Source organism: Morganella sp. EGD-HP17 (genome assembly GCF_000512315.2).
Classification (GTDB): Bacteria; Pseudomonadota; Gammaproteobacteria; order Enterobacterales; family Enterobacteriaceae; genus Morganella; species Morganella morganii.
In genome coordinates, this window is sequence record NZ_AZRH01000002.1 from 181774 (window position 1) to 204591 (window position 22818).

Below are 22818 nucleotides of genomic sequence, written 5' to 3' on the forward strand. Positions count from 1 at the left end.
CTGCCGGTCAGTTAACCGGCAGGCTGTTGTGATTAACCGAAGACGGAATGCCACAGTCCGGCAAAGAAGCGGACAATATAATCCCAGATACGGCCGAAGAAACCGGCTTCCTCAACCTGCTGCTGAACTACCAGCGGACGCTGTTCAACGACTTTATCATCAAGGATAAAGTTGATTTTCCCGACCACCTGGTTTTTCGCCAGCGGCGCTTCCAGCGTGGTGCTGTCCAGCTCAAAAGTGGCTTTCAGATCTTTGAGTTTGCCTTTCGGGATCGTGACATAAATGTCTTTTTCCGCGCCCAGCGGCACTTCTGAAATATCCCCGAACCAGACACGCTCAGTGGTCAGCGGGGTATCGGCTTTCACCGGTGCCACGGTTTCAAAGAAACGGAAGCCCCAGGAGAGGATTTTTTCGCTTTCAGCAAAGCGGACACGGTCACTCGGTGCACCCAGTACCACAGAAATCAGACGCATCGGACCGTCGGTCGCGGAAGCCACCAGGTTATGTCCCGCACCGCTGGTGTGACCGGTTTTCACACCATCCACATTGAGATTAGTGCTCCACAGCAGGCGGTTGCGGTTCGGCTGACGGATCTTATTAAAAGTAAATTCTTTCTCTTTATGGATAACATATTCATCCGGCACATCGGTGATCAGCGCCTGGGTCAGCAGCGCCATATCTTTGGCGGTACTGTACTGCCCTTCGGAATCAAGCCCGTGAACCGTTTTAAAATGGGTATTTGTCAGGCCAATCTGTTTGGCATAACTGTTCATCTGCGAAACAAAGGTTTCCTGGCTGCCCGCGACATATTCCGCCAGCGCAATACTGGCGTCATTGCCGGACTGAATAACCATCCCTTTGTTCAGATCGATTAATTTTACGCGGTCATCGGGCTTGAGGAACATCAGGGAAGAGCCTTTCAGCACCGGGTTACCGGTTGCCCAGGCATTGATGCCGACGGTGACGATATCATCCGGTGTCACTTTTCCGGCTTTAATCGCCTGTCCGACCACATAACTGCTCATAATTTTTGTCAGTGACGCCGGGTCAAGGCGCTCATCCGCATTCGCGGATGCCAGGATTTTCCCGCTGTTGTAGTCCATCAGCACATACGCTTTTGCATCCACCTGCGGTGCAACCGGTGTTTCCTCCGCAAACGCGTGGCCGATGCTTAAGAATCCGAAAGCAAGCCCGCCGATTAAACCGGTTACCCGTGAACTGATTACTGTCTGCATTACTCTTCCCTCTTTAAACCCGGTACATCGTGACAAAAATAAGAGTGATAACTCTGTGATAATGAATACTATATTCATTTCATGAATGGTAAGCCAATGACACTTTAACGCGATTCTTCCTGTTACGGGGATTTCGTGTAAAAATTTACACTTCATGACACAAAATAACCGACAATACGCACACGTCATCGCATATCTATCAACAGGAGTCACTATGATAACCGTCTGGGGCAGAAAAAACTCGTCTAACGTCAAGAAAGTCTTATGGTGTCTGACTGAACTGGGGCTGACTTATCAGCAGAAAGATGCGGGCGGGCCATTCGGCGGTCTCGATACCCCGGAATACCTCGCCATGAACCCGAATAAAACTATTCCGACCTATCAGGACGGTGAATTTATTCTCTGGGAATCCAATGCCATTCTCAGTTATCTGGCGGATAAATATGATGACGGCACACTGCTGCCGCACAATGCGGAATTTCGCGCCCGGGCGGCACAATGGATGTACTGGTCAGACGGCAGTCTGTTCCCGTATATCAAAGCGATGATGGGACTGCTGGTCAGAACTCCGGCAGAGCAGCGCGATCCGGCGCGGGTGGAGGAGCTGAAACAATCTCTGAATCGCCTGATTGCCATGCTCAATGATGACCTTGCACAGCGTGATTATATCGCCGGTGATACCTTCAGTATCGCGGATATGGCACTGGCGCCGCTGCTCTATCCGTGGCGGGAAGTGTGTCATGACCGACCGGACTTCCCGCATATCGAGCGCTGGTTTGCACTGATTGAAACCCGCCCGGCGTACCGCGATATCGTGGCACTGCCGGTCAGTTAATACTTACTCCGTCATCGGCATCCGGCCGGGATCAGGGTACTGATACTCAAAGCCCAGTTCCCGGCAGATGCGGCTGCCGTCAATCTCTTTTCCTTCAGTGATATCTTCTTCTCTGAACACCGGCGGCAGCAAATTAATCTGACGGGACATATCCGGATAAAATTCAGCCCGTGACGGGTGCTGCGGCGCACACAGATTATACAGATGACCGCCGTGCGGACGCTGGATCAGCAAACGGATCGCGGCAATCACATCATCCTGATGCACCAGATTGACCGGCTGATTCGCCCCTTTCACCGCCGTTTTACCCGCAAGGAAACGCCCTGCATGACGGGATTCCCCCACCAGCCCGGCCAGACGCAGAATATCCGCTGAAACACCCGGCAGCTCATTCAGCCAGTGTTCAATCTCAACAATCGCTTTGGCGGATTCTGTCACCGGATCGACCTGCGAGTTCTCTGTCAGCTTACCGGTCTGATTACCGTAAACCGCTGTTGAACCGGTAAAAATCACCCGCGACACACCGCGCGCCGCCGCCAGATCCACCAGATTCTGCACCGCCTTCACATACAGGTAACCACCGCCCGCCGTTCTTGATGCCGGTAGTGTGATCACCAGAATATCTGTCTGCAAAAAAGCATCCAGATCATCAGCGTTACATTCCGGCTCTGGTGTCAGATTCAGCATATAACACTCAATACCGCACATCCTCGCCGCCTCTGTGCCGTCCGGCGTGGTTTTGGTACCTTTGACACGGATACCGATATCCGCAAGATGCAGTGCCAGCGGCATTCCCAGCCAGCCCAGCCCCGCGATGGAAACTGTTTTCATCGTGCATGACCTCTCTGTGGCTTATTTTTCTTTAATTTCAGTAAATTATCTTAATTTCTGTTTTCTTTGCAAAAAAGGGGTTGCAAAGTCAGGGTGAGTTCTATAGGTTGAAAGACAAGCAATTTATAAACATCGTTATCACCATAATGACAACATTATCCGTGATAGCAACAGGCAGATAAACGACGAGAGATTATCATGACACGCATCCAGTTCAGCCATCACCACCACCATCACCCTGACTAGTCTTTCAGGCGATTGGTGCCGGAAGACGTTCAGAGCTTCCGGTGGCATGCGTGCTAAGAGAGAACCCCCGGAAGAATCTTTTTTCCGGGGGTTTTTTTATACCTAAAGAATTATAAAATCAAAGGATAATCAAAATGTTAGATAAAACGCGCTTACGGATAGCCATTCAGAAATCAGGTCGCTTAAGTGAAGACTCCCGCGAGTTGCTCGCGCGCTGCGGCATAAAAATCAACTTACAACAGCAGCGCCTGATTGCTTACGCAGAGAATATGCCGATTGATATCCTGCGGGTCCGTGATGACGATATTCCCGGTCTGGTGATGGACGGCGTGGTTGACCTCGGTATCATCGGCGAAAACGTACTGGAAGAAGAGTTATTAAGCCGTCAGGCACAGGGACAAAACCCGCGTTACTTCACGCTGCGCCGCCTGGATTTCGGTACCTGCCGCCTTTCGCTGGCCGCCCCGGTGGATTTCAGCTACAGCGGCGCGGAATGTCTTCAGGACAGCCGTATCGCGACTTCCTATCCATTCCTGCTCAAGCGCTATCTCGATCAGAAAGGTATCCGCTTTAAATCCTGTCTGCTCAACGGCTCGGTGGAAGTGGCACCGCGCGCCGGTCTGGCCGATGCCATCTGTGACCTGGTCTCCACCGGTGCCACGCTGGAAGCCAACGGTCTGCGCGAAGTGGAAGTGATTTACCGCTCCAAAGCCTGCCTGATTCAGCGCGACGGTGACATGCCGCCCGCTAAACAGCAGCTTATCGACAGAATGATGACCCGTATCCAGGGTGTTATCCAGGCACGTGAATCCAAATACATCATGATGCACGCCCCGTCAGAACGTCTGGACGAAGTGATCGCCCTGCTGCCGGGCGCAGAGCGTCCGACCCTGCTGCCGCTGGCCGGTGAGCCGGAACTGGTGGCGATGCACATGGTCAGCAGCGAAACCCTGTTCTGGGAAACCATGGAGAAACTGAAAGCCCTCGGTTGCAGCTCCATTCTGGTTCTGCCGATTGAAAAAATGATGGAGTGATGACAATGACCGCAATGACCTTTAATACCTTGATCCGCTGGGAAAACCTTGATGCACAACAGCAGGCGGATGCCCTGATGCGCCCGGCGATGGCGGCATCCGGTGATATCAGCCGCGTTGTCAGTGACATCATCCGCGATGTGCGGGAAAACGGCGATGATGCCCTGCGCGCGCTGAGTGCCCGCTTTGACAAAACACAGGTGACAGAACTGCAAATCAGTGCTGCGGAGATTGCCGCCGCCGCTGACCGACTGCCGGATTCGCTGAAATCCGCCATGGCGACTGCGAAAGCTAATATCACCCGCTTTCACGAGGCGCAGATCCCGGATGTGATTGATGTGGAAACCCAGCCCGGCGTCAGCTGCCAGCTGGTGACCCGTCCGGTGGACAGTGTCGGGCTGTATATCCCGGGCGGCAGCGCGCCGCTGATTTCCACTGTCCTGATGCTGGCTGTCCCGGCAAAAATCGCCGGTTGCCGCCGGATCATCCTCTGCTCGCCGCCGCCGGTGGCCGATGAAATTTTATATGCTGCGCAACTTTGCGGTGTGGAGACCATTTATCAGGTGGGCGGTGCCCAGGCAATTGCCGCGATGGCATTCGGCACAGAAACCATTCCCGCCACCGACAAAATTTTCGGGCCGGGCAACGCCTATGTGACCGAAGCGAAACGTCAGGTCAGCCAGACTATCGGCGGTGCAGCCATTGATATGCCTGCCGGGCCTTCTGAAGTACTGGTGATCGCCGACAGCGGTGCCAACCCGGCCTTTGTCGCAGCAGACCTGCTCTCCCAGGCCGAACACGGCCCTGATTCTCAGGTGGTGCTGGTCACCCCGGATGAAGCAATGGCACAGCGCGTGGTAGCGGAAACCAATTCACAACTGGAATTATTATCACGCAAAGAGATTGCCCGTCAGGCCCTGTCCGCCAGCCGCATTATTATTGCCCGCGACCTGGACACCTGTGTGGCGATCAGCAATCAGTACGGTCCGGAGCACTTAATTATCCAGACCCGCGACCCTGATGCCCTGCTGCCTGCTATCAACAGTGCCGGTTCCGTGTTCCTCGGTGACTGGTCGCCGGAATCGGCGGGTGATTATGCCTCCGGCACCAACCATGTTCTGCCGACTTACGGTTATACCTCGACCTATTCCAGCCTCGGACTGGCGGATTTTATGAAACGGATGACCGTGCAGAAGCTGACCCCGGCCGGGTTATCCGGTCTGGCAGACGCGATTGAAACCCTGGCGGCGGCAGAACTGCTCACCGCGCACAAAAATGCCGTGACACTGCGGATGAATGCCCTGAAAGCGGAGGAAAACAACCGATGAACAAACCATTCAGCGCGATGGCACTGGCCCGCGAAAACGTGCAGTTACTGACGCCGTATCAGTCGGCACGCCGTCTCGGCGGTAACGGGGATGTCTGGCTGAACGCCAACGAATATCCGCAGGCACCGGATTTCACCTTTACGGATCGCAACCTGAACCGCTATCCGGAGTGTCAGCCTGCGAACGTGATCAACCGCTATGCGGCTTACGCCGGTGTCAGTCCGGAGCAGGTTATCGCGGGGCGCGGCGCAGATGAAAGCATTGAATTACTGATCCGTGCCTTCTGCGAACCGGGAAAAGATGCCGTGCTGTTCTGCCCGCCGACATACGGTATGTACAGCGTCAGTGCGGAAACCTTTGGTGTCGCACAGAAAGTGGTGCCGGCACTGGATGGCTGGCAATTGGATCTGGACAGTATCGCGGCCAGCCTTGATAACGTCAAAGTGCTGTATGTCTGCCACCCGAATAACCCGACCGGTAACCCGATCCGCGAACAGGATCTGCGTTATCTGTTTGATATCGTTGATAACCGCGCACTGATTGTGGTCGATGAGGCCTATATCGAGTTCTGCCCGGAGTTCAGTGTGGCATCGTGGCTGAAAGAATACCCGAACCTGGTGATCCTGCGCACGCTCTCCAAAGCATTTGCTCTCGCCGGACTGCGCTGCGGCTTCACACTGGCCTCTGCGGAGATTATTAATGTGCTGATGAAAGTGATCGCGCCGTATCCGCTGTCATCCCCGGTGGCCGCCATTGCCGCCGAAGCGCTGCTGCCGGAGGGCATTGCCGTCATGCAGGCACGCGTCAGCGAAATCCGCAGCAACCGGCAGATGCTGTGTGATGAGCTGGGCAAACTGCCGCTGACGGAAACCGTTTTCCCGAGCGAAACCAACTACATTCTGGTGCGTTTCCGTGACGCGGAACGGGTTTTCCGCAGCCTGTGGAATGAAGGAATTATTTTACGCGACCAGCGTAAACAACGCGGACTGGAAAACTGCCTGCGTATTACTGTCGGCACCCGGGCAGAATGCCTGCGGGTGATCGCCGCCATCGCCGCGCTTGAAATGCCATAATCTGAGGACAACGGATATCATGACACAGAACGTTTTATTTATTGACCGCGACGGCACCCTGATCACCGAACCACCGGTGGATTTCCAGGTGGACAGATTAGACAAGCTGGCCTTTGAGCCGGATGTGATCCCCGCACTGCTGAAGCTGAAAAAAGCCGGATACCGCTTTGTGATGGTCACCAACCAGGACGGGCTGGGCACAGACAGTTTCCCGCAGGCGGATTTCGAGGCACCGCACCAGCTGATGATGCAGATTTTCACCTCTCAGGGCATTACCTTTGATGAGGTCCTGATTTGTCCGCACAAACCGGCGGATAACTGCAACTGCCGCAAACCGAAAATCACGCTGGTGGAAAAATACCTGCTGCCGGATGTCATCGACATGCAAAACAGCTATGTGATCGGTGATCGTGAAACCGATATTCAGCTCGCGGAAAACATGGGGATTACCGGGCTGCGTTACGGCCAGCCGGACACTGACTGGAACAGTATCGCAGAGCAGCTGACCCGCCGTGACCGTTACAGCCGCGTGGAGCGCAAAACCAAAGAGACCGATATTCTCACCGAAGTGTGGCTCGACCGTGAAGGCGGCAGCACTATCCGCACCGGAGTCGGCTTTTTCGACCACATGCTGGATCAGATTGCCACCCACGGCGGTTTCCGCCTCAATATTCAGGTCAGCGGCGACCTGGTGATTGATGATCACCACTCCGTGGAAGATACCGGGCTGGCGCTGGGCGAAGCCCTGAAACTGGCACTCGGCGATAAGCGCGGCATCACCCGTTTCGGTTTTACCCTGCCGATGGATGAGTGTCTTGCCCGCTGCGCTCTGGATATCTCCGGCCGTCCGCACCTGGAATACAAAGCCGATTTTAAATATCAGCGTGTCGGCGACCTGAGCACCGAGATGATTGAGCACTTCTTCCGCTCGCTCTCCTACACCATGGGCTGCACGTTACACCTGAAAACCAAAGGGAAGAACGATCACCACAGAGCTGAAAGTCTGTTTAAAGTGTTCGGACGGACACTGCGCCAGTCCATCCGTGTGGAAGGTAATGTTCTGCCGAGTTCAAAAGGGGTACTGTGATGCGCATCGTGATCACCGATACCGGCTGTGCCAATATCGCCTCCGTCCGCTACGCGGTTGAGCGTCTGGGTTATCAGCCGCTGGTCACCGCCGACCCTGATCTTATCCGTCAGGCAGATAAAGTGTTTCTGCCGGGGGTCGGGACAGCGGGTGCGGCCATGCAAAATCTGACAGCTCGCGGCCTGGTGAGCACTATCCGCTCCCTGACACAGCCTGTTCTGGGGATTTGCCTCGGCATGCAGCTGCTCGGCACCACCAGCGAAGAGGGAAATATCGGTCTGCTCGGCCTGATTGATACCCCCGTACAGAAAATGACGCCGGATGGTCTGCCGGTGCCGCACATGGGCTGGAATACCGTGGAATTTACCGCCGATCTGCCGCTGTTCCGTGATATCACACCGCAGAGCTATTTTTACTTTGTTCACAGTTACGCCTGCCCCGTCAGTGAAGCCACAGCAGCCACCACCACGTACGGTGAAGCTTTCAGCAGTGTTCTCTGCCGCGATAATTTTTACGGCGTGCAGTTCCACCCGGAACGTTCAGGTAAAACCGGCATCACACTGATTAAAAATTTTCTGGAGATGAAAGCGTCATGATCATTCCCGCACTGGATTTAATTGACGGACAGGTAGTGCGCCTTCACCAGGGCGATTATGCAAAACAGCGCGATTACGGCGCGGATCCGCTCAGCCGTTTACAAGCTTATGAGCGCGAAGGGGCGCAACTGCTGCACCTCGTGGATTTAACCGGTGCCAAAGACCCGGCGAAGCGCCAGATCCCGTTGCTGAAAACACTGCTGGCGGGTGTGCGCGTGCCGGTACAGATCGGCGGCGGGATCCGTACTGAAGAGGATGTTGCCGCCCTGCTTGATGCCGGTGCCGCCCGCGTGGTGGTCGGCTCCACGGCGATCAAATCCCCGGAAGAAGTAAAACGCTGGTTTGCCCGTTGGGGGGCAGAACGCATCGTGCTGGCGCTGGATGTGCGCATCGGCGCAGACGGTAAAAAACGGGTTGCGGTCAGCGGCTGGCAGGAAGATTCAGAGCAGACCATCGAAGACGTAATCCGCGGTTTCGCCTCTGCCGGGCTGCGCCACGTATTATGTACCGATATCTCGAAAGACGGCACCCTGGCCGGCTCCAATGTGGCGCTTTATCAGGAAATCTGTACCGCGTTCCCGGAGATTGCCTTCCAGGCCTCCGGCGGTATCGGCGGGCTGAATGATATCGCCCCGCTGCCTGCCACCGGTGTGGCGGGCGTGATCGTCGGCCGGGCGCTGCTCGACGGCAAAATGACATTACCGGAGGCTATCGCATGCTGGCAAAACGCATAATTCCCTGCCTGGACGTCCGTGACGGACAGGTGGTCAAAGGGGTTCAGTTCCGTAATCACGAAATCATCGGCGACATTGTCCCCCTCGCCCGCCGTTATGCCGAAGAAGGCGCGGATGAGCTGGTATTCTATGATATCACCGCCTCCTCTGATGGTCGCGTGGTGGATAAAAGCTGGGTAGCCAAAGTAGCAGAAGTGATTGATATTCCGTTCTGTGTGGCAGGCGGGATCCGCAGTACCGAAGATGCTGCCGCGATCCTCAGTTTCGGGGCGGATAAAATCTCCGTTAACTCCCCGGCGCTGAGTGACCCGACCCTCATCACCCGGCTGGCTGACCGCTTCGGCGTGCAGTGCATTGTCGTCGGGATCGATACCTGGCACGATGCGGAAAGCGGAAACTATCAGGTCTATCAGTTTACCGGTGATGAAAAACGCACCATCGCCACTTCCCGTAACACCCTCGACTGGGTACAGGAAGTGCAGCAGCGCGGTGCCGGGGAGATCGTCCTCAATATGATGAACCAGGATGGTGTACGCAACGGCTACGACCTGGAGCAGCTGAAAAAAGTGCGTGAAGTGTGTCAGGTGCCGCTGATTGCCTCGGGTGGTGCCGGTCATCCGGATCACTTCCGTGATGCGTTTTTACAGGCCGGTGTTGACGGCGCGCTTGCCGCCTCTGTCTTCCACAAACAAATTATTAATATCGGCGACCTGAAACGCGGACTTGCCCGCGACGGGATCGTTGTCAGAATACAGGAGTAACACACGATGCTCACGGAACAGGAAATCGCACAACTGGACTGGCAGAAAACCGGCGATCTGCTGCCGGTTATTGTGCAGCACGCCGTCTCCGGTGATGTGCTGATGCTGGGCTACATGAACCGCGACGCACTGGACAAAACGATCAGCGAAAAACGCGTGACGTTTTATTCCCGCACCAAACAGCGGTTGTGGACCAAAGGGGAATCGTCCGGGCATTTCCTTAATCTGGAAGACCTGTTTAAAGATTGTGATAACGACACGCTGCTCGCGCTGGTCACCCCGATCGGCCCGACCTGTCATCAGGGTACCAACAGCTGTTTTGCGCCCGCACAGACAGCCCAGGGTTTCCTGTATGAACTGGAGTCTGTTATAAAATCCCGCAAAACGGCGGATCCGGACAGCTCTTACACAGCACAACTCTATGCCGCCGGGACCAAACGGATTGCCCAGAAAGTGGGCGAGGAAGGCGTGGAAACCGCACTGGCCGCCACTGTCCGCGATAAGGCGGAACTGACCTCAGAATCCGCGGATCTGCTCTATCACCTGCTGGTACTGCTCCAGGATGCCGATCTGGATCTGGCCGCTGTTATTGAAAAACTGCGTTCCCGTCACCGTTAATCCGAAAGCGGGGGAAATCCTTTTTTGTCCGCTGTTTTTGTTGCCGTAACCTTCTATAATAGGCAGGATATTGGCAACAAATGCAGAGACTATGAGTGATATGACCCCGATTTTTGAGAAACTGACCGCCCGGCTGGATGAACATAATGCCCGCTACCGTGTGGTACATCATGCCTCCGCCGGGAAAACCGAAGAAGTCGCCAGAGTGCGCGGCACACACCACGGTCAGGGTGCCAAAGCACTGGTTTGTCATATCAAGGGAAACGGTGTACGTCAGTATGTTCTTGCGATTCTGCCTTCTGATCAGCAGGCGGATTTACAGGCACTGGCAAAAAAAACCGGCGGCACCCGCGCCTCTCTCGCCAGCCCTGCAGAAACAGCTGAACTGACACAGTGTGTGTTCGGTGCTATCCCGCCGTTCAGCTTTCACCCTGATCTCCGTCTCGTTGCCGATCCGATGTTATTTGAACGTTTCAGTGAGCTGGCCTTTAATGCCGGCAGCCTGGAGTGCTCCATTATTCTGAATACAAAGGACTATCAGCGGATTGCCGATCCTGAAACAGTATCGTTTGTCCGCCGTGAACTCTGATTTTTGCTTGGGAAGGCGCTTATGCAGGACGAACTTTTAGACTCGCTTTATTATCTGCTGTTACTCAGCCTGCTGCTGTATCTGTCGCGCCACCGCTGGCGCCGCTGGTTCAAAACACAGAAATCCCGCAGGCGTTTTGTCTCCTCGCCGGAGGAAGATGAGCAATCCCTGCGGCAGCAGTTGAGTGCGCCGTATCTCAACGGCAGCCAGTTTCATAAAACCGACCACTTTTTTGCGGTCAGCGCCCTGCTGCGTGAAGTCCTGATGCATTATGAGGAAAAGCAGATCCGGCTGAATGACAGTCTGTTTACCCGGGAAGACAGTTATGAGTTTACCTGTCTCGGTACCCCGCTGCCCGCACCTGAAACCGCCACTCTGGCAGAGCGGATGGCACTGCGGGATGATTTTCAGTATACCGCTGCTGAACGGCTAAACCGCTACTGCATCACCTCTCCGGCCGGAAAACCGCTGAATCAGCAAATCGGCCTGTGGATTGATATGATCCAGTCCCTGCTGGATACCGAACTGGTGCTGCTGCTGGAAGAGAACAACCAGAAGGACCGGGATTGCCCGTCACTGCAGTTATCCGCTGAGCAGGTTCATCACTGGCTCGATGAAATCAACGATACCATGACACAGACCGCCTCACGGGTTCTGCAGGCACATACCCGCAGCAGTGTTGTGATGTAAAAAAAGACCCGCACTGCGGGTCTTTGATTTTTGTTCTGTTACTGTCAGTGCAGCGCCAGTTTCAGCGCCTCTTCTTTCAGATCCAGCTCCTGCACCAGCCGGGTGTAAGTGTGCTCACTGATATTCTTACTTTTACGCAGCTGTTTGAGGGCATCCCGCTCCGCCTGAAGCGCTGTCAGTGACATCCGCCGTTCCATGCGGATCACATTATGCCAGTCAAATCCGGCAGTCTGGTCATCACTGTTACTGTCAAGATGACGGCCGTAGATCTCCAGCAAATGAGTCCCCACTTCTGTGCGCAGTGTCATTTCATCAATATCTTCCAGCGGCTCCGCCATCTGCACACGCAGATTGCTCATTGCGGCTTCATTCAGGGTGAAACGGGCATTCAGCTCTTCATTATCATGCGGTAAGTCCGTATTCAGCCCTCTGGTCAGCACCGGCAGTGCAACTGCTGCAATCACCAGTGAAAACAGAATTACCCCCATGGCGAGGAAGATAGCCAGATCCCGGTGCGGAAACGGTGAACCGTCATTCATCAGCATCGGCAGTGTCAGGATACCGGCGAGGGTAATCGCCCCGCGCACACCGGCGGTTGCCATAATCGCCATCAGGCGCAGATGCGGCATATCAGACTGCTTACCTTTGCGGCGCTGGCGGAAAACCGTCAGTGTCATGGCAATCCATACCCAGGCAAAACGCAGCACCGCCAGGCCAAAGGTGATAATCACCACGTACAGCAGCAGTACCCACGGCGCGGAAGCCCCGGCATCTGCCGCCACCTGCGGCACTGAGCGCCACATACCCGGTAACTGTTCACCCAGCAGAATAAAGATCATTCCGTTCAGCGCGACCTGCACAGTGTCCCAGACCGCCTTGCTCTGCATGCGGGTGGCAGACTGCATACGGCCGACAATACGCTCATAGTGCATGGCGATACCGGCCGCCACTGCGGCCAGGATCCCGGACACACCCAGGTGCTCTGCCGCCAGATAAGAGACAAACGGGATCAGCAGGCTGATCATAATCTGAATCGCCGGGTCTTCCCCGGTGCGCTGCACCAGGAACTGGTTCACTTTCCCGATAAACATGGCAATCAGCAGGCCAACCATAATCCCACCCAGCGCCACCACCATAAACTTCCCGGCAGCCGACGGCAGAGAAAACGTCCCGGTCAGTGCCGCACCTACCGCAAAACTGAAGCACACCAGGCCGCTGGCATCATTAAAGAGGGATTCCCCTTCCAGAATATGAGCCATACGGGACGGCAGCGGCGCATTGACCGTCATTGCCGCCACAGACACCGGGTCTGTCGGTGACAAAATCGCCGCCAGTGCAAAAGCAACCGCAAGAGAAACCGCCGGGATCAGCCAGTGGATAAACAGCCCCATGCCGACAACGGTGAAAAACACCAGACCGATGGCCAGCGAGAAAATCGGTTTGATATCACTGAACAGCGCTTCCTTCGGAATACGCCAGCCGTCAAGAAACAGCAGAGGCGGGATAAAAAGGAACAGGAACAGATGCGGCTCAAACGCCACATCAAAACCGAAGAGTGATAACCCCGCGCCAATGGCAATCTGAATAAAAGGCAGCGGAATTTTGTCCCCCAGCAGACGGGAGATAAACACACTGGCAATCACAGCCAGCAAAAAAACAAGGATCAGTGTCACAACAGACATAGGCGGTTTTTTATCCCTCAGGAAATCTGATACATAACCATAATTCAGGAATTGCAGGGTATACAATTAAAGATAAAAATAAAGCAGATAAATCAGTAATTGTAAAATTATTGTGTGTCAAAATCTGAATACCCCGTTACCGGCCACCCTGACAGATATCTTAAATGAAAAAATACTACTGGCCGGTGTGATTACCGCCTGCTCTGCTTATGCAGTCCCTGATACCTGGTCAATGGGCGCTGCCCGGGGATTTACTGAATACTGCATCAGTAACGGATCCGGTGATCGCGTGATTATTACCTGTAACTAACAAACCAGCCGGAAAATTTAAACCCCGCGCCAAAAACAGCCAGAAAATCTTCAGTGATTTTGAATGTGCCCCGGTTGAATAACCTGCACAGAAATGAGAATAACGCCGCCGTCTCCGGCGGCGTTATTGTTTTAACCCTTAGTAATCATCACGGTCTTCCGGATTCTCCGGCAGTGTGATTTTCACACGGTTAATACGGTGATTCTGAATTTCCAGCGGCTCAAACAGGCAGCCATCAATGTTAATCTGCTCACCGACTTTCGGCAGACGCTGCAAATGCTCCATCAGCAGACCGGCCACCGTTTCATACTCGCGTTTTTCATCGAGTGTCAGCGGAATATAGTTGATTAAATCCTCCAGCGGCATAAAGCCGTTGGTGATCCAGCTGTTATCATCCGTAAACTGAATGTCATGGCGGGCATCATTCTCAACACCGCTGACCGGCAGATTACCGGCAATGGTTTCCATCACATCTGTCAGTGTCACCACCCCTTCGACATACCCGAACTCATCGGCCACAAAGGCAAAGTGTGTCTGCGCCTGACGGAACTGCTCCAGCGCTTTCAGTAATGACAGCTGTTCAGGGAAAACCAGCGGCTGTTTGATCAGCGCATGCAGATCCAGCGTATCCTGTTGTAAACGCTGATGCAGCAGGTCGATCACATGCACCACACCCAGCAGTTCATCATCATCCGCCGAGCCTTTGATCACCACGCGGGTGTGCGGATTTTTAATCAGCAGCGCCGCGATTTCATCACTGGTCGCATCAATCCGCAGCATCTCCACATCATGACGCGAGGTCATAATACTGTTGACGTTACGCTGCGACAGCCCCAGCACGCGGACAATCATCTGCCGCTCTTCCGGGTCAAAAATTTCCTGATTATCCGAAATCAGATCCGCCGTGCGGTTATCCAGCTCTGAAGATTCGCGCTTGCCGCTCAGAATACGCAGTACCGCTTCCGCCGTGCGCTGGCGCAGAGAGTTTCTCCCGCGCAGGAATTTACGGCGGTTAAACATTGCCACCTGGTTGAGCATCTCAATCATGATGGAGAAACCGATCGCCGCGTAGAGGTAACCTTTCGGAATGTGATAGCCGAACCCTTCCGCCACCAGGCTGAAACCGATCATCAGCAGGAAGCTGAGACACAGGATAACAATGGTCGGGTGCTCATTGACAAAGCGGGTCAGCGGACGGCTGCCCCAGATCATCAGCAGCATGGCAATAATCACCGCCGTGACCATCACACCGATGTGGTCCACCATCCCGACTGCCGTGATCACGGAGTCCAGCGAGAAGACGGCGTCCAGCACAATAATCTGTGCCACCACCGCCCAGAATTTTGAGGTTTTCCGCTGCTGCCCGTCGTTATGCTCACCGCCTTCCAGCCGTTCGTTCAGCTCCATTGTGGCTTTGAACAGCAGGAACAGACCCCCGATCAGCATAATTAAGTCACGCGCACTGAACGGATGGCCGAACATCGTAAACATCGGTTTGGTCAGCGTGATAAGCCAGGAGAGGCTGAACAGCAGAATAATACGCATGACCAGCGCACACAGCAGACCGGTTATACGGGCTTTGTCACGCAGTGCAGGAGGAAGTTTATCGGCAAGAATGGCAATGAAAACAAGGTTATCAATACCAAGAACAATTTCGAGTACGATTAATGTGGCCAGGCCGGCCCAAATCGACGGATCAGCGATCCATTCCATACGGTTAGTTTTACCTTTTATTCACACAGCTTATGCTGCATCCGGAATAATGCGGATTGTGCGGCCAAATAGCAATAAAAAATTCCGTACTTTGCCGCTGTTCCTGTTGTGCGCTATGACGAGACCGTTTGCATCAATCGCTACCACGCAGCCTTTACATGCGTTAAACTGTGACGAAATTAACAGTCAGCTAACGAAATCGTCGTTAGTCACGGGTCAATTCCTGAAGGAGTCTTCATGTCCAAACAACAAATTGGTGTTGTCGGTATGGCCGTTATGGGCCGTAACCTCGCACTGAATATTGAAAGCCGCGGTTATTCTGTTTCTGTTTTTAACCGCTCTTCAGATAAAACCGATGAAGTGATTGCTGAAAACCCGGGAAAAAAACTGGTTCCCAGCTACAGCATTGAAGAGTTTGTTGACTCCCTGGAAAAACCCCGCCGTATCCTGCTGATGGTCAAAGCCGGTGAAGCCACCGACAAAACCATCGCGTCCCTCACTCCGCATCTCGATAAAGGCGACATTCTGATCGACGGCGGTAACACCTTCTTTCAGGACACCATCCGCCGTAACAAAGAGCTGTCCGCACAGGGCTTTAACTTTATCGGCACCGGCGTTTCCGGTGGTGAGGAAGGCGCACTGAAAGGGCCGTCCATTATGCCGGGCGGACAAAAAGAAGCTTACGAACTGGTTGCCCCGATCCTGAAACAGATCGCGGCACAGGCCGAAGGCGAGCCGTGTGTGACCTATATCGGTGCTGACGGTGCCGGTCATTACGTCAAAATGGTTCACAACGGTATCGAATACGGCGATATGCAGCTGATTGCGGAAGCTTACTCCGTCCTGAAAAATGCCCTCGGCATCAGCAATGATGAACTGGCTTCCGTCTTCAGTGAGTGGAACAACGGCGAACTGAGCAGCTACCTGATTGATATCACAAAAGATATCTTCCGCAAGAAAGATGAAGACGGCAACTATCTGGTGGATGTGATCCTTGATGAAGCCGCCAACAAAGGTACCGGTAAATGGACCAGCCAGAGCGCGCTCGACCTCGGCGTGCCGCTGACACTGATCACCGAATCCGTATTTGCCCGTTATATCTCGTTTCTGAAAGACCAGCGCGTTGCGGCTTCCAAAGTACTGAAAGGACCGAAAGCAGCTGTGTTCAGCGGTGATAAAGCAGAGTTTATTGAAAAAGTCCGCCGCGCCCTGTATCTGGGTAAAATTGTCTCTTATGCTCAGGGCTTCTCACAGCTGCGCGTTGCCTCTGATGAGTACAACTGGGATCTGAACTACGGCGAAATCGCGAAAATTTTCCGCGCCGGTTGTATCATCCGTGCCCAGTTCCTGCAGAAAATCACTGACGCATATGCGGAAAACCCGGCACTGGCTAACCTGCTGCTGGCCCCTTACTTCACACAGATTGCCGATGAATATCAGCAGGCACTGCGTGATGTGGTCTGCTACGGTGTTCAGCACGGTATCCCGACACCGACCTTCTCTGCCGCTATCGCCTATTATGACAGCTACCGCAGCGCGGTACTGCCGGCGAACCTGATCCAGGCACAGCGTGACTATTTCGGTGCACATACTTATAAACGTACTGATAAAGACGGCGTGTTCCACACCGAATGGCTGGAAAATAATTAATTCCTGCCGCTATCCGCATTTGTCAGAGCCGGGATAATTATCCCGGCTTTTTCCTGTTTACAGCCTGCCTGCCCCTCAAATAGACTTAATCAAATCAAATTATCCGCAAAATAATAATGAATAACATAAATCCCTGGGGTGATGTGGTTCTGCCTTCACGGCCGGAGTACCGGCTCTCAGCCATGCTGCTCACCTTTTTCCTCGCCCTGCTCAATACCGGCGTTTATATCTGGCAGGTGAATTACGCTTCGCCGCTGGCAGACCAGGTCTACAATATGCTGCTGGCGGGCGGCAGTGTGTATCAGTTATCACTGACCGGCGACTGGTGGCGCTATATAACCAGCATCCTGCTTCATTCCGATCCGTTTCATCTGGGCGTCAATCTCATCGCCCTTCTGGTGTTCGGCATTAACTGTGAAGCGCTGACCGGCAAAATGAGAATGCTGTTTATCTATCTGTTTACCGGTATTTCCGCATCCTTTGCCAGCGCGCTCTGGCAGGCCACTCAGAACGATATGTCTCCGCTGTCCGGCATTCCGGTGACTGTCGGTGTCGGGGCCTCCGGCGCCATTATGGGGCTTGCCGGTACCACCGTGATGTATCTTATCCGGGCCCGGAAAGATCCGTCCGTGTCGGTGGCGGACAGCCTGCGTTATAAAAATCTGCTGATCACCATGATTGTCCTGATCGTACTGTCGGTACTCAGTGCAGTGCCGGATGATGAGGAGCCGGTGACGGATAATGTGGCCCATTTCAGCGGGCTGATTTGCGGTGCCGTTCTGGGATGGCTGTATTCCGCTGCCTCCGGTGTCCGTAACCGCAGAATGGATCGCCGTTCATGGCTGATTTCCGCCGCCGCAACCGGTCTGCTTATCCTGCTTCTGTTCACCTGCTCTTCAAGCCGTGAACAACAATTGCTCTTTGAACGGGAAACGATTCTGGAAGATATCGCGGCTCAGGCTGATGCGCTGCCGTCCGGACAGAAAAACAATTAAATGATTGATTCCGGTCACATTAATCAGTGACGTAAACCGCTATGGTGATTAAACGATTAATGACAGAAGCAGGTGATGATATGGATTATTGGTTTGTATCGTACAAAGTGCGTGCCCGTAACGGAGACACTTTACAGGGACATCAGATCACAGAAACCGAAGCCGGTGTGTCACCCCGGGATGCATTAGAACAAGCTACTCAGAAAATTGCCGACGAGTCTCAGGCTGACCTGCGTTCAGTCCGTATTCTTGCCTTTAACCGTGTGTAATTAACGCCCCTCACAGAACAAAAACCCCGTCAGATACGGGGTTTTTTTTATATCATCAGACCGCCACTCTTTCGATATTGACCTTATCACCCGCAGCCAGCCGCCCGAGCGCGGTTTTCAGCAGGGTATCGGTGAAAAGATAAAACCCGACATGGCTGTTATCAATCGCTGCGACAGTCAGGCAGCAGCCGTTATACGATACGGAATCACCAATCGCCAGCCCCGTTAACAACTCCTCCGGAAACTGCACAATATGAATCAGATGATCATTGTTTTCTTCAATTTTTAGAATCAGCGCCGTGCCCTGCACCACACCGGTAAAAATCTTATCCAAAGCCAACCTCACACTTTCCGTACTGATACAAAAAAGCCGCAGCGGATAACCGGTGCGGCCCGTGTTGTTTTACAGTGTTACCGGCACCAGGAACTCAGTGGCGACAATCACCACCAGCAGGCCGACAAGCACCGGAACGGATGTCCGTTTCACCACTTCAAACGGTGAAATTTTCGCCATACCGGCAACCGCCACCACCACACCGGAAACCGGTGACATGGTACGGCCGAGGTTGGATGCCTGTAACATCGGGATCACCAGGTACGCCGGGTTGATACCCATCTGCTGTGCCAGGCGCGGGATCAGCTCCACAAACGCATAGAACGGCGCATTACCGGAACCGGTAGTCATCGCCGCCAGCATGGTAATAATCACCAGAGCAATCATCATGATAATCGCGCCGGAACCGAAAGACTGCGCCAGGCTGATCAGACCGGAGATAAAGCCGACGGTGCTCAGGCCCTGAGCGAACACACCGGCCGCCACCAGCAGCATAACCACGGTGGCAAAGGCATCCGCCATACCACGGTAGCAGACATCCAGCCCGGCATAGACTTTTTTGCCGTCAAAACCACGGACGAATTCAATGATGGCAGACAAAATAATACAGCCGACAATAATCGTGATGATGTGTAATTCAGGCAGCACGATATGGCTCAGGAAACCGATGCTGAACGGCTTACCATCAAACAGCAGTACGCCGATGATTGGCATAAACGGCAGAATGGCATAGAATTTTGGCGCATTGGTGGTGATTTCTTTGACGTCCAGGATCTCAGATTTGATATCTTCTTTACGATCAAGGAAACGCTGCCAGAAATAGTGAGCAATCGCCATAGAGACAATCGCCACGATAGAAATCGGCAGAGTCAGGCTGAACGCAAACTCTTTCAGCGGGATCATAGAGGCTTCAGCCGCAATCACCACGTCACCGGAGGTCGGTGCCAGGATAATTGCCGCCGGAGAGGCGCAGATAGCTGCCGCCGCACCACGGCTGATCCCCACGTTCACCATCACCGGGAACAGGGTTGCCATCAGTAACACACCGAGACCGGTGGCGGAGGAAACCGCCAGAGACATCAGACAGGCAATAAAGTAGGCCACAATCATCAGCAGGTACGGAGAGTTCACGACCTGTAACGGTTTGGAGACCATTTTGATGACCACGTCGTTGGCACCGATATGAGTCATATAAGCCGCAAAGCCGCACAGTACCATGATCATCATACCGAGGTCGCCGCCGCGGTTCATCAGCAGGTACTTCACATACTCAATAATGTTTGTCGGTCCCCAGCCGGTGGAGGTGGCGGCGGACGGCAGGATGTTTTTCCCCATGATGACACTGATGATCAGAAGCAGTAAGCCCCCGACCATCAGCACCCCTGTGGCTGAATACCCTTTAATAATATAGCGCCCGACGCCGACGGCGACGACAGCACCAATAAGAAGATCTAACATTTCTGCTCCTGTCTGGTATTTTTATTTATAAAAATGATTAATGCACTCTGCCGAAAACCGGGAACAGATTAAATGATATGCGTCAATGAACCTTAGTTATTACCCGTATCATTTAAGTGTTCCGGCCTCCGGCATTAAAAAAGCAGTGACAATATAAATTATCGTCACTGCTCTGTTTGTATAAATCGTCCGCGAATTTATAACCGGTTAAGCAAGGATTCCACAGCTTTGAGATCACCCCCGGTTTTTTCATTCAGCAGCTCTCCGGCTGCCTGTTTTACCCGTTGCTGTATCTGATTACGTAACAGGTTTTCCACTTCGAACTTATACTGAATATTATCCCAGTTGCCGAACAGCACCACCGGAATACGGACAGACTGCAGCCAGGTCACCAGGTCATTGGTTTTCCCCCAGCCTTTTAAGATCTGAACCCCCAGGTTCACATCCATATTCTGTTTCACCAGGTTCGTCCGGCCGCTGCCGGTGATATTAAAGGCATCGGATACCGCCAGAATTTTACTGATTTTTACTTCACCGTTATTCAGGGTACCGATAGCTTCCAGTTTTTTCGCTTCGGTCATAGCATCCATCGATTCCGGCTGCGCCACTTTATCTGTCGCCTGGGAGAGCGACTGCTGGATAAGATACGGAATATTCAGGCCGAGCAGCTTAACATCAGTGATGGTCAGTGCCACGTCACCGCGCCAGTTGTTTAAGACCGCGTCCTGGTCATAACCGGTACCACGCAGATCGCCGTCAAAACTCAGGCGTCCGGTGAATTTTTCCGGCATTTTAAACGCCGCCAGCAACGGTTTGACATCAATATTCTGTAACAGCGGTTTGATACGCAGCTGTGCCGGAACTTTTTCGGAATAAATCGTCATCGGCAGAGAGAAACGGCCGCCGAACACGTTGCCGGTCATTTTGGAGATTTCCGTGATGCTGCCCCGGTTCTCTGCTTTCACCGTCAGCTGGCCGATTTCCATTCCCTGGTAAATCAGAGAATCCACATTCAGCGCCAGAGTGGCATTGAAGTGGTTCATAAAGGTCAGATCATATTTATCCGCATCACTGCCGGTGGTAACCACCGCCGGTTTGGTGGCAACCGGGGTTTTTTCCCCGTTTTCTGCATGTACGGCACGCTCATAACCGAGCAGATTATCCAGATTCAGTTTTGAGGAGGTCAGTTGGATATCATAACGCGGGGTTTCACCGAGTGCCGCTTCCACTGTGCCGCTGAGCTGGCTTTCGTTAGCGCTCAGTTTCAGATTTTCCAGGATCAGGGACTGCGGTGCCTGGCCGACCGCTTCGTGCCAGGTATAGGTGGTCGTACCGTTGCCGTTGATGCCGTTGGCATACAGACCGGCACCGGACAGACGGTAATTCAGGCGGTTAATATTGCCGCTGACCTGCACCGGGTACTGGGAGAGGTCAATATCAGAACTCAGGCTGAAAGAGAGCTCCTGCTGATTGCGCAGAATATTACTGTTCAGCGCTATCACATAGCGTTCAGGGGTATTACGCTCAAGAGAGAAGTTAATATCGCGCATGTTGATCTGCGAACCGTCTTCTGTCTGCCAGACCAGCAGGCTGTTGGCGATACGGATGCGGTCAACATCAAACGACCATTTGTTTTCCTGTTCGACAGGCACCGGGCGGGCTTTCTGATTACCCGGCGCAACAGGAGCGCTTTTCTTCTCTTTTGATTCGGTTTCAGGCAGGATTTTCAGCAGTGCGCCGTCAAGCATCACTTCACGAACCGATAACTGATGGGACAGCAGCGGCCAGAGTTCAACGTCGAGGCGCATATTTTCGGCAGTTACCACCGGTTCGGCGGCATCGGGGGCAGTCAGGGACATTTTACCGGTGATGATGCTCAGTTTCGGCCAGACATGCCAGCGCATATCATCTTTCATCACCAGCTCGTAACCGGTGTCTTCCTTCACCTTGTTAACGATATAGTCGCGGAAATCATTCGGGTTCACCAGCAGGATTAAGGCCGCGAGGCCCGCCGCTATCACGACAAGCAGAATAATCAGCGTGGTGAAAAATCGTTTCATAATCCCTGTTCCTTTCCCATTCTCTGTTGAACCCGCTGGCGGACAGTACTGTCCGCCGTTTAATCTTCGCTGATACGGCTGCCCACAGCTCCCTGCTGATTTTTGTATTTTGCATCGCTGCGGCGGTTATACGGCCGGTCAGCGGAGCCGGATAACGGCTCAAAACTCAGGGCACCGATCACCATTCCCGGCCGCAGTGCCAAGGGTAACTTACCTGAGTTGTAAAATTCCAGTACGATTTGCCCGTGCCAGCCCGGATCGATCCGGTGTGCGGTCACGTGGACCATCAGCCCGAGGCGTGCCAGTGATGAACGCCCGTCCAGCCAGCCGACCAGGTTATCCGGCAGTGTGACAGATTCCAGTGTCACTGCCAGTGCCAGTTCACCCGGATGCAGGTAGAACACTTCATCTTCAGTCAGGGTGATTTCATCACTCATGACATTTTCCAGCGCCGCATTCACTTCTTCTTTCGGGCCGCTGAGATCAATATACGCGGCGGTATGGCCCCGGAAAACCCGGAACTGATGCCCGAGGCGGACATCGGCGGTCGCCCCGTTGATCCGCTCAACCGGCGGACGCGGGGAGATGGTCAGTCTGCCGTCATCAAGCCACTGAATAATGTCACGGTCACAAAGTCGCATGGTATCATCCTTATAAAACTCAGCGTTTATCACCGGCGGATAAACGCGG

24 protein-coding genes and 1 other annotated feature are annotated in these 22818 nt (G+C 53.6%); of the genes, 16 read left to right on the forward strand and 8 right to left on the reverse strand.

Features of this window, described 5'->3' with window-relative positions; genetic code table 11:
* Positions 1 to 32: 32 nt before the first annotated feature.
* Positions 33 to 1235 (reverse strand): serine hydrolase, encoded by a 1203-nt coding sequence (locus X965_RS03240; RefSeq protein WP_004235775.1) that lies wholly within the window; start codon positions 1233 to 1235, stop codon positions 33 to 35.
* A gap of 214 nt (positions 1236 to 1449) precedes the next feature.
* Between X965_RS03240 and X965_RS03245 the strand changes: the two genes are divergently transcribed.
* A complete protein-coding gene (locus X965_RS03245) occupies positions 1450 to 2070 on the forward strand; it encodes a glutathione S-transferase family protein (protein WP_036417023.1) in 621 nt (206 codons plus the stop codon).
* Between the two features lie 3 nt (positions 2071 to 2073).
* Here X965_RS03245 and X965_RS03250 read toward each other — a convergent pair whose 3' ends face one another.
* Positions 2074 to 2901 carry an SDR family oxidoreductase gene (locus X965_RS03250; RefSeq protein WP_004235773.1) on the reverse strand — a complete coding sequence of 276 codons (828 nt, stop codon included), beginning with the start codon at positions 2899 to 2901 and terminating at the stop codon, positions 2074 to 2076.
* Between the two features lie 198 nt (positions 2902 to 3099).
* Between X965_RS03250 and hisL the strand changes: the two genes are divergently transcribed.
* From hisL to X965_RS03300, 11 genes are all read left to right on the forward strand, one after another.
* Positions 3100 to 3147, forward strand: a complete 48-nt coding sequence (hisL, locus tag X965_RS19280; protein ID WP_101495319.1) for a his operon leader peptide — start codon at positions 3100 to 3102, stop codon at positions 3145 to 3147.
* Positions 3123 to 3247: a sequence feature (His leader region), on the forward strand. It overlaps the preceding gene by 25 nt.
* Positions 3248 to 3281: 34 nt before the next feature.
* Positions 3282 to 4181 carry an ATP phosphoribosyltransferase gene (hisG, locus tag X965_RS03255; protein ID WP_036417025.1) on the forward strand — a complete coding sequence of 300 codons (900 nt, stop codon included), beginning with the start codon at positions 3282 to 3284 and terminating at the stop codon, positions 4179 to 4181.
* A gap of 14 nt (positions 4182 to 4195) precedes the next feature.
* Positions 4196 to 5509, forward strand: coding sequence for a histidinol dehydrogenase (gene hisD, locus X965_RS03260; RefSeq protein ID WP_032098906.1), 1314 nt, complete (start codon positions 4196 to 4198; stop codon positions 5507 to 5509).
* Positions 5506 to 6582, forward strand: coding sequence for a histidinol-phosphate transaminase (hisC, locus tag X965_RS03265; protein WP_036417027.1), 1077 nt, complete (start codon positions 5506 to 5508; stop codon positions 6580 to 6582). Before hisD ends, hisC begins: the two co-directional genes overlap by 4 nt.
* A 19-nt stretch (positions 6583 to 6601) precedes the next feature.
* A complete protein-coding gene (gene hisB / locus X965_RS03270) occupies positions 6602 to 7669 on the forward strand; it encodes a bifunctional histidinol-phosphatase/imidazoleglycerol-phosphate dehydratase HisB (RefSeq protein ID WP_036417028.1) in 1068 nt (355 codons plus the stop codon).
* Positions 7669 to 8265 (forward strand): imidazole glycerol phosphate synthase subunit HisH, encoded by a 597-nt coding sequence (hisH, locus tag X965_RS03275; RefSeq protein WP_036417030.1) that lies wholly within the window; start codon positions 7669 to 7671, stop codon positions 8263 to 8265. The genes hisB and hisH overlap by 1 nt, the downstream gene beginning before the upstream one ends.
* On the forward strand, positions 8262 to 8999 hold the full coding sequence (hisA, locus tag X965_RS03280) for a 1-(5-phosphoribosyl)-5-[(5-phosphoribosylamino)methylideneamino]imidazole-4-carboxamide isomerase (protein ID WP_004235767.1): 738 nt from the start codon (positions 8262 to 8264) through the stop codon (positions 8997 to 8999). The genes hisH and hisA overlap by 4 nt, the downstream gene beginning before the upstream one ends.
* On the forward strand, positions 8981 to 9760 hold the full coding sequence (gene hisF, locus X965_RS03285; RefSeq protein ID WP_004235766.1) for an imidazole glycerol phosphate synthase subunit HisF: 780 nt from the start codon (positions 8981 to 8983) through the stop codon (positions 9758 to 9760). The genes hisA and hisF overlap by 19 nt, the downstream gene beginning before the upstream one ends.
* A gap of 6 nt (positions 9761 to 9766) precedes the next feature.
* Entirely contained in the window at positions 9767 to 10378 is a 612-nt protein-coding gene (gene hisIE / locus X965_RS03290; RefSeq protein WP_004235765.1) for a bifunctional phosphoribosyl-AMP cyclohydrolase/phosphoribosyl-ATP diphosphatase HisIE, read from the forward strand.
* 91 nt (positions 10379 to 10469) lie between these two features.
* A complete protein-coding gene (locus tag X965_RS03295; protein ID WP_004235764.1) occupies positions 10470 to 10967 on the forward strand; it encodes a YbaK/prolyl-tRNA synthetase associated domain-containing protein in 498 nt (165 codons plus the stop codon).
* A 21-nt stretch (positions 10968 to 10988) separates the two neighbouring features.
* On the forward strand, positions 10989 to 11657 hold the full coding sequence (locus X965_RS03300) for a hypothetical protein (protein WP_004235762.1): 669 nt from the start codon (positions 10989 to 10991) through the stop codon (positions 11655 to 11657).
* Between the two features lie 44 nt (positions 11658 to 11701).
* On the opposite strand, the gene X965_RS03305 is transcribed toward X965_RS03300, so the two are convergent.
* A complete protein-coding gene (locus X965_RS03305; protein ID WP_024474090.1) occupies positions 11702 to 13339 on the reverse strand; it encodes a Na+/H+ antiporter in 1638 nt (545 codons plus the stop codon).
* A 112-nt stretch (positions 13340 to 13451) separates the two neighbouring features.
* On the opposite strand from X965_RS03305, the gene X965_RS03310 reads away from it, so the two are divergent.
* Positions 13452 to 13649: a hypothetical protein gene (locus X965_RS03310; protein ID WP_032098883.1), complete on the forward strand. Its 198-nt coding sequence runs from the start codon at positions 13452 to 13454 to the stop codon at positions 13647 to 13649.
* Positions 13650 to 13787: 138 nt separating this feature from the next.
* Here X965_RS03310 and X965_RS03315 read toward each other — a convergent pair whose 3' ends face one another.
* Positions 13788 to 15362 carry a TerC family protein gene (locus X965_RS03315; RefSeq protein ID WP_004235759.1) on the reverse strand — a complete coding sequence of 525 codons (1575 nt, stop codon included), beginning with the start codon at positions 15360 to 15362 and terminating at the stop codon, positions 13788 to 13790.
* Between the two features lie 237 nt (positions 15363 to 15599).
* On the opposite strand from X965_RS03315, the gene gndA reads away from it, so the two are divergent.
* The 3 genes from gndA to X965_RS03330 all read left to right on the forward strand — a co-directional run bounded on the left by gndA (position 15600) and on the right by X965_RS03330 (position 18276).
* The gene (gene gndA, locus X965_RS03320; protein ID WP_004235757.1) at positions 15600 to 17012 is read left to right on the forward strand and encodes an NADP-dependent phosphogluconate dehydrogenase; all 1413 of its coding nucleotides are present in this window, start codon (positions 15600 to 15602) and stop codon (positions 17010 to 17012) included.
* Positions 17013 to 17128: 116 nt separating this feature from the next.
* Positions 17129 to 18007, forward strand: coding sequence for a rhomboid family intramembrane serine protease (locus tag X965_RS03325; protein ID WP_004235753.1), 879 nt, complete (start codon positions 17129 to 17131; stop codon positions 18005 to 18007).
* Positions 18008 to 18087: 80 nt separating this feature from the next.
* Positions 18088 to 18276 carry a hypothetical protein gene (locus tag X965_RS03330; RefSeq protein WP_029991050.1) on the forward strand — a complete coding sequence of 63 codons (189 nt, stop codon included), beginning with the start codon at positions 18088 to 18090 and terminating at the stop codon, positions 18274 to 18276.
* Positions 18277 to 18331: 55 nt separating this feature from the next.
* Here the strand turns inward: X965_RS03330 and X965_RS03335 are convergent, their stop codons facing one another.
* The 4 genes from X965_RS03335 to dcd form a co-directional block, all read right to left on the reverse strand.
* Positions 18332 to 18610: a riboflavin synthase gene (locus X965_RS03335; protein WP_004241698.1), complete on the reverse strand. Its 279-nt coding sequence runs from the start codon at positions 18608 to 18610 to the stop codon at positions 18332 to 18334.
* 69 nt (positions 18611 to 18679) lie between these two features.
* Positions 18680 to 20068, reverse strand: coding sequence for an anaerobic C4-dicarboxylate transporter DcuC (dcuC, locus tag X965_RS03340; protein ID WP_024474096.1), 1389 nt, complete (start codon positions 20066 to 20068; stop codon positions 18680 to 18682).
* A 197-nt stretch (positions 20069 to 20265) separates the two neighbouring features.
* Positions 20266 to 22128 carry an outer membrane assembly protein AsmA gene (gene asmA, locus X965_RS03345; protein WP_036417031.1) on the reverse strand — a complete coding sequence of 621 codons (1863 nt, stop codon included), beginning with the start codon at positions 22126 to 22128 and terminating at the stop codon, positions 20266 to 20268.
* A 59-nt stretch (positions 22129 to 22187) separates the two neighbouring features.
* Complete coding sequence (gene dcd, locus X965_RS03350) at positions 22188 to 22769, reverse strand: dCTP deaminase (protein WP_004235748.1); 582 nt, start codon at positions 22767 to 22769, stop codon at positions 22188 to 22190.
* Positions 22770 to 22818 lie beyond the last annotated feature (49 nt).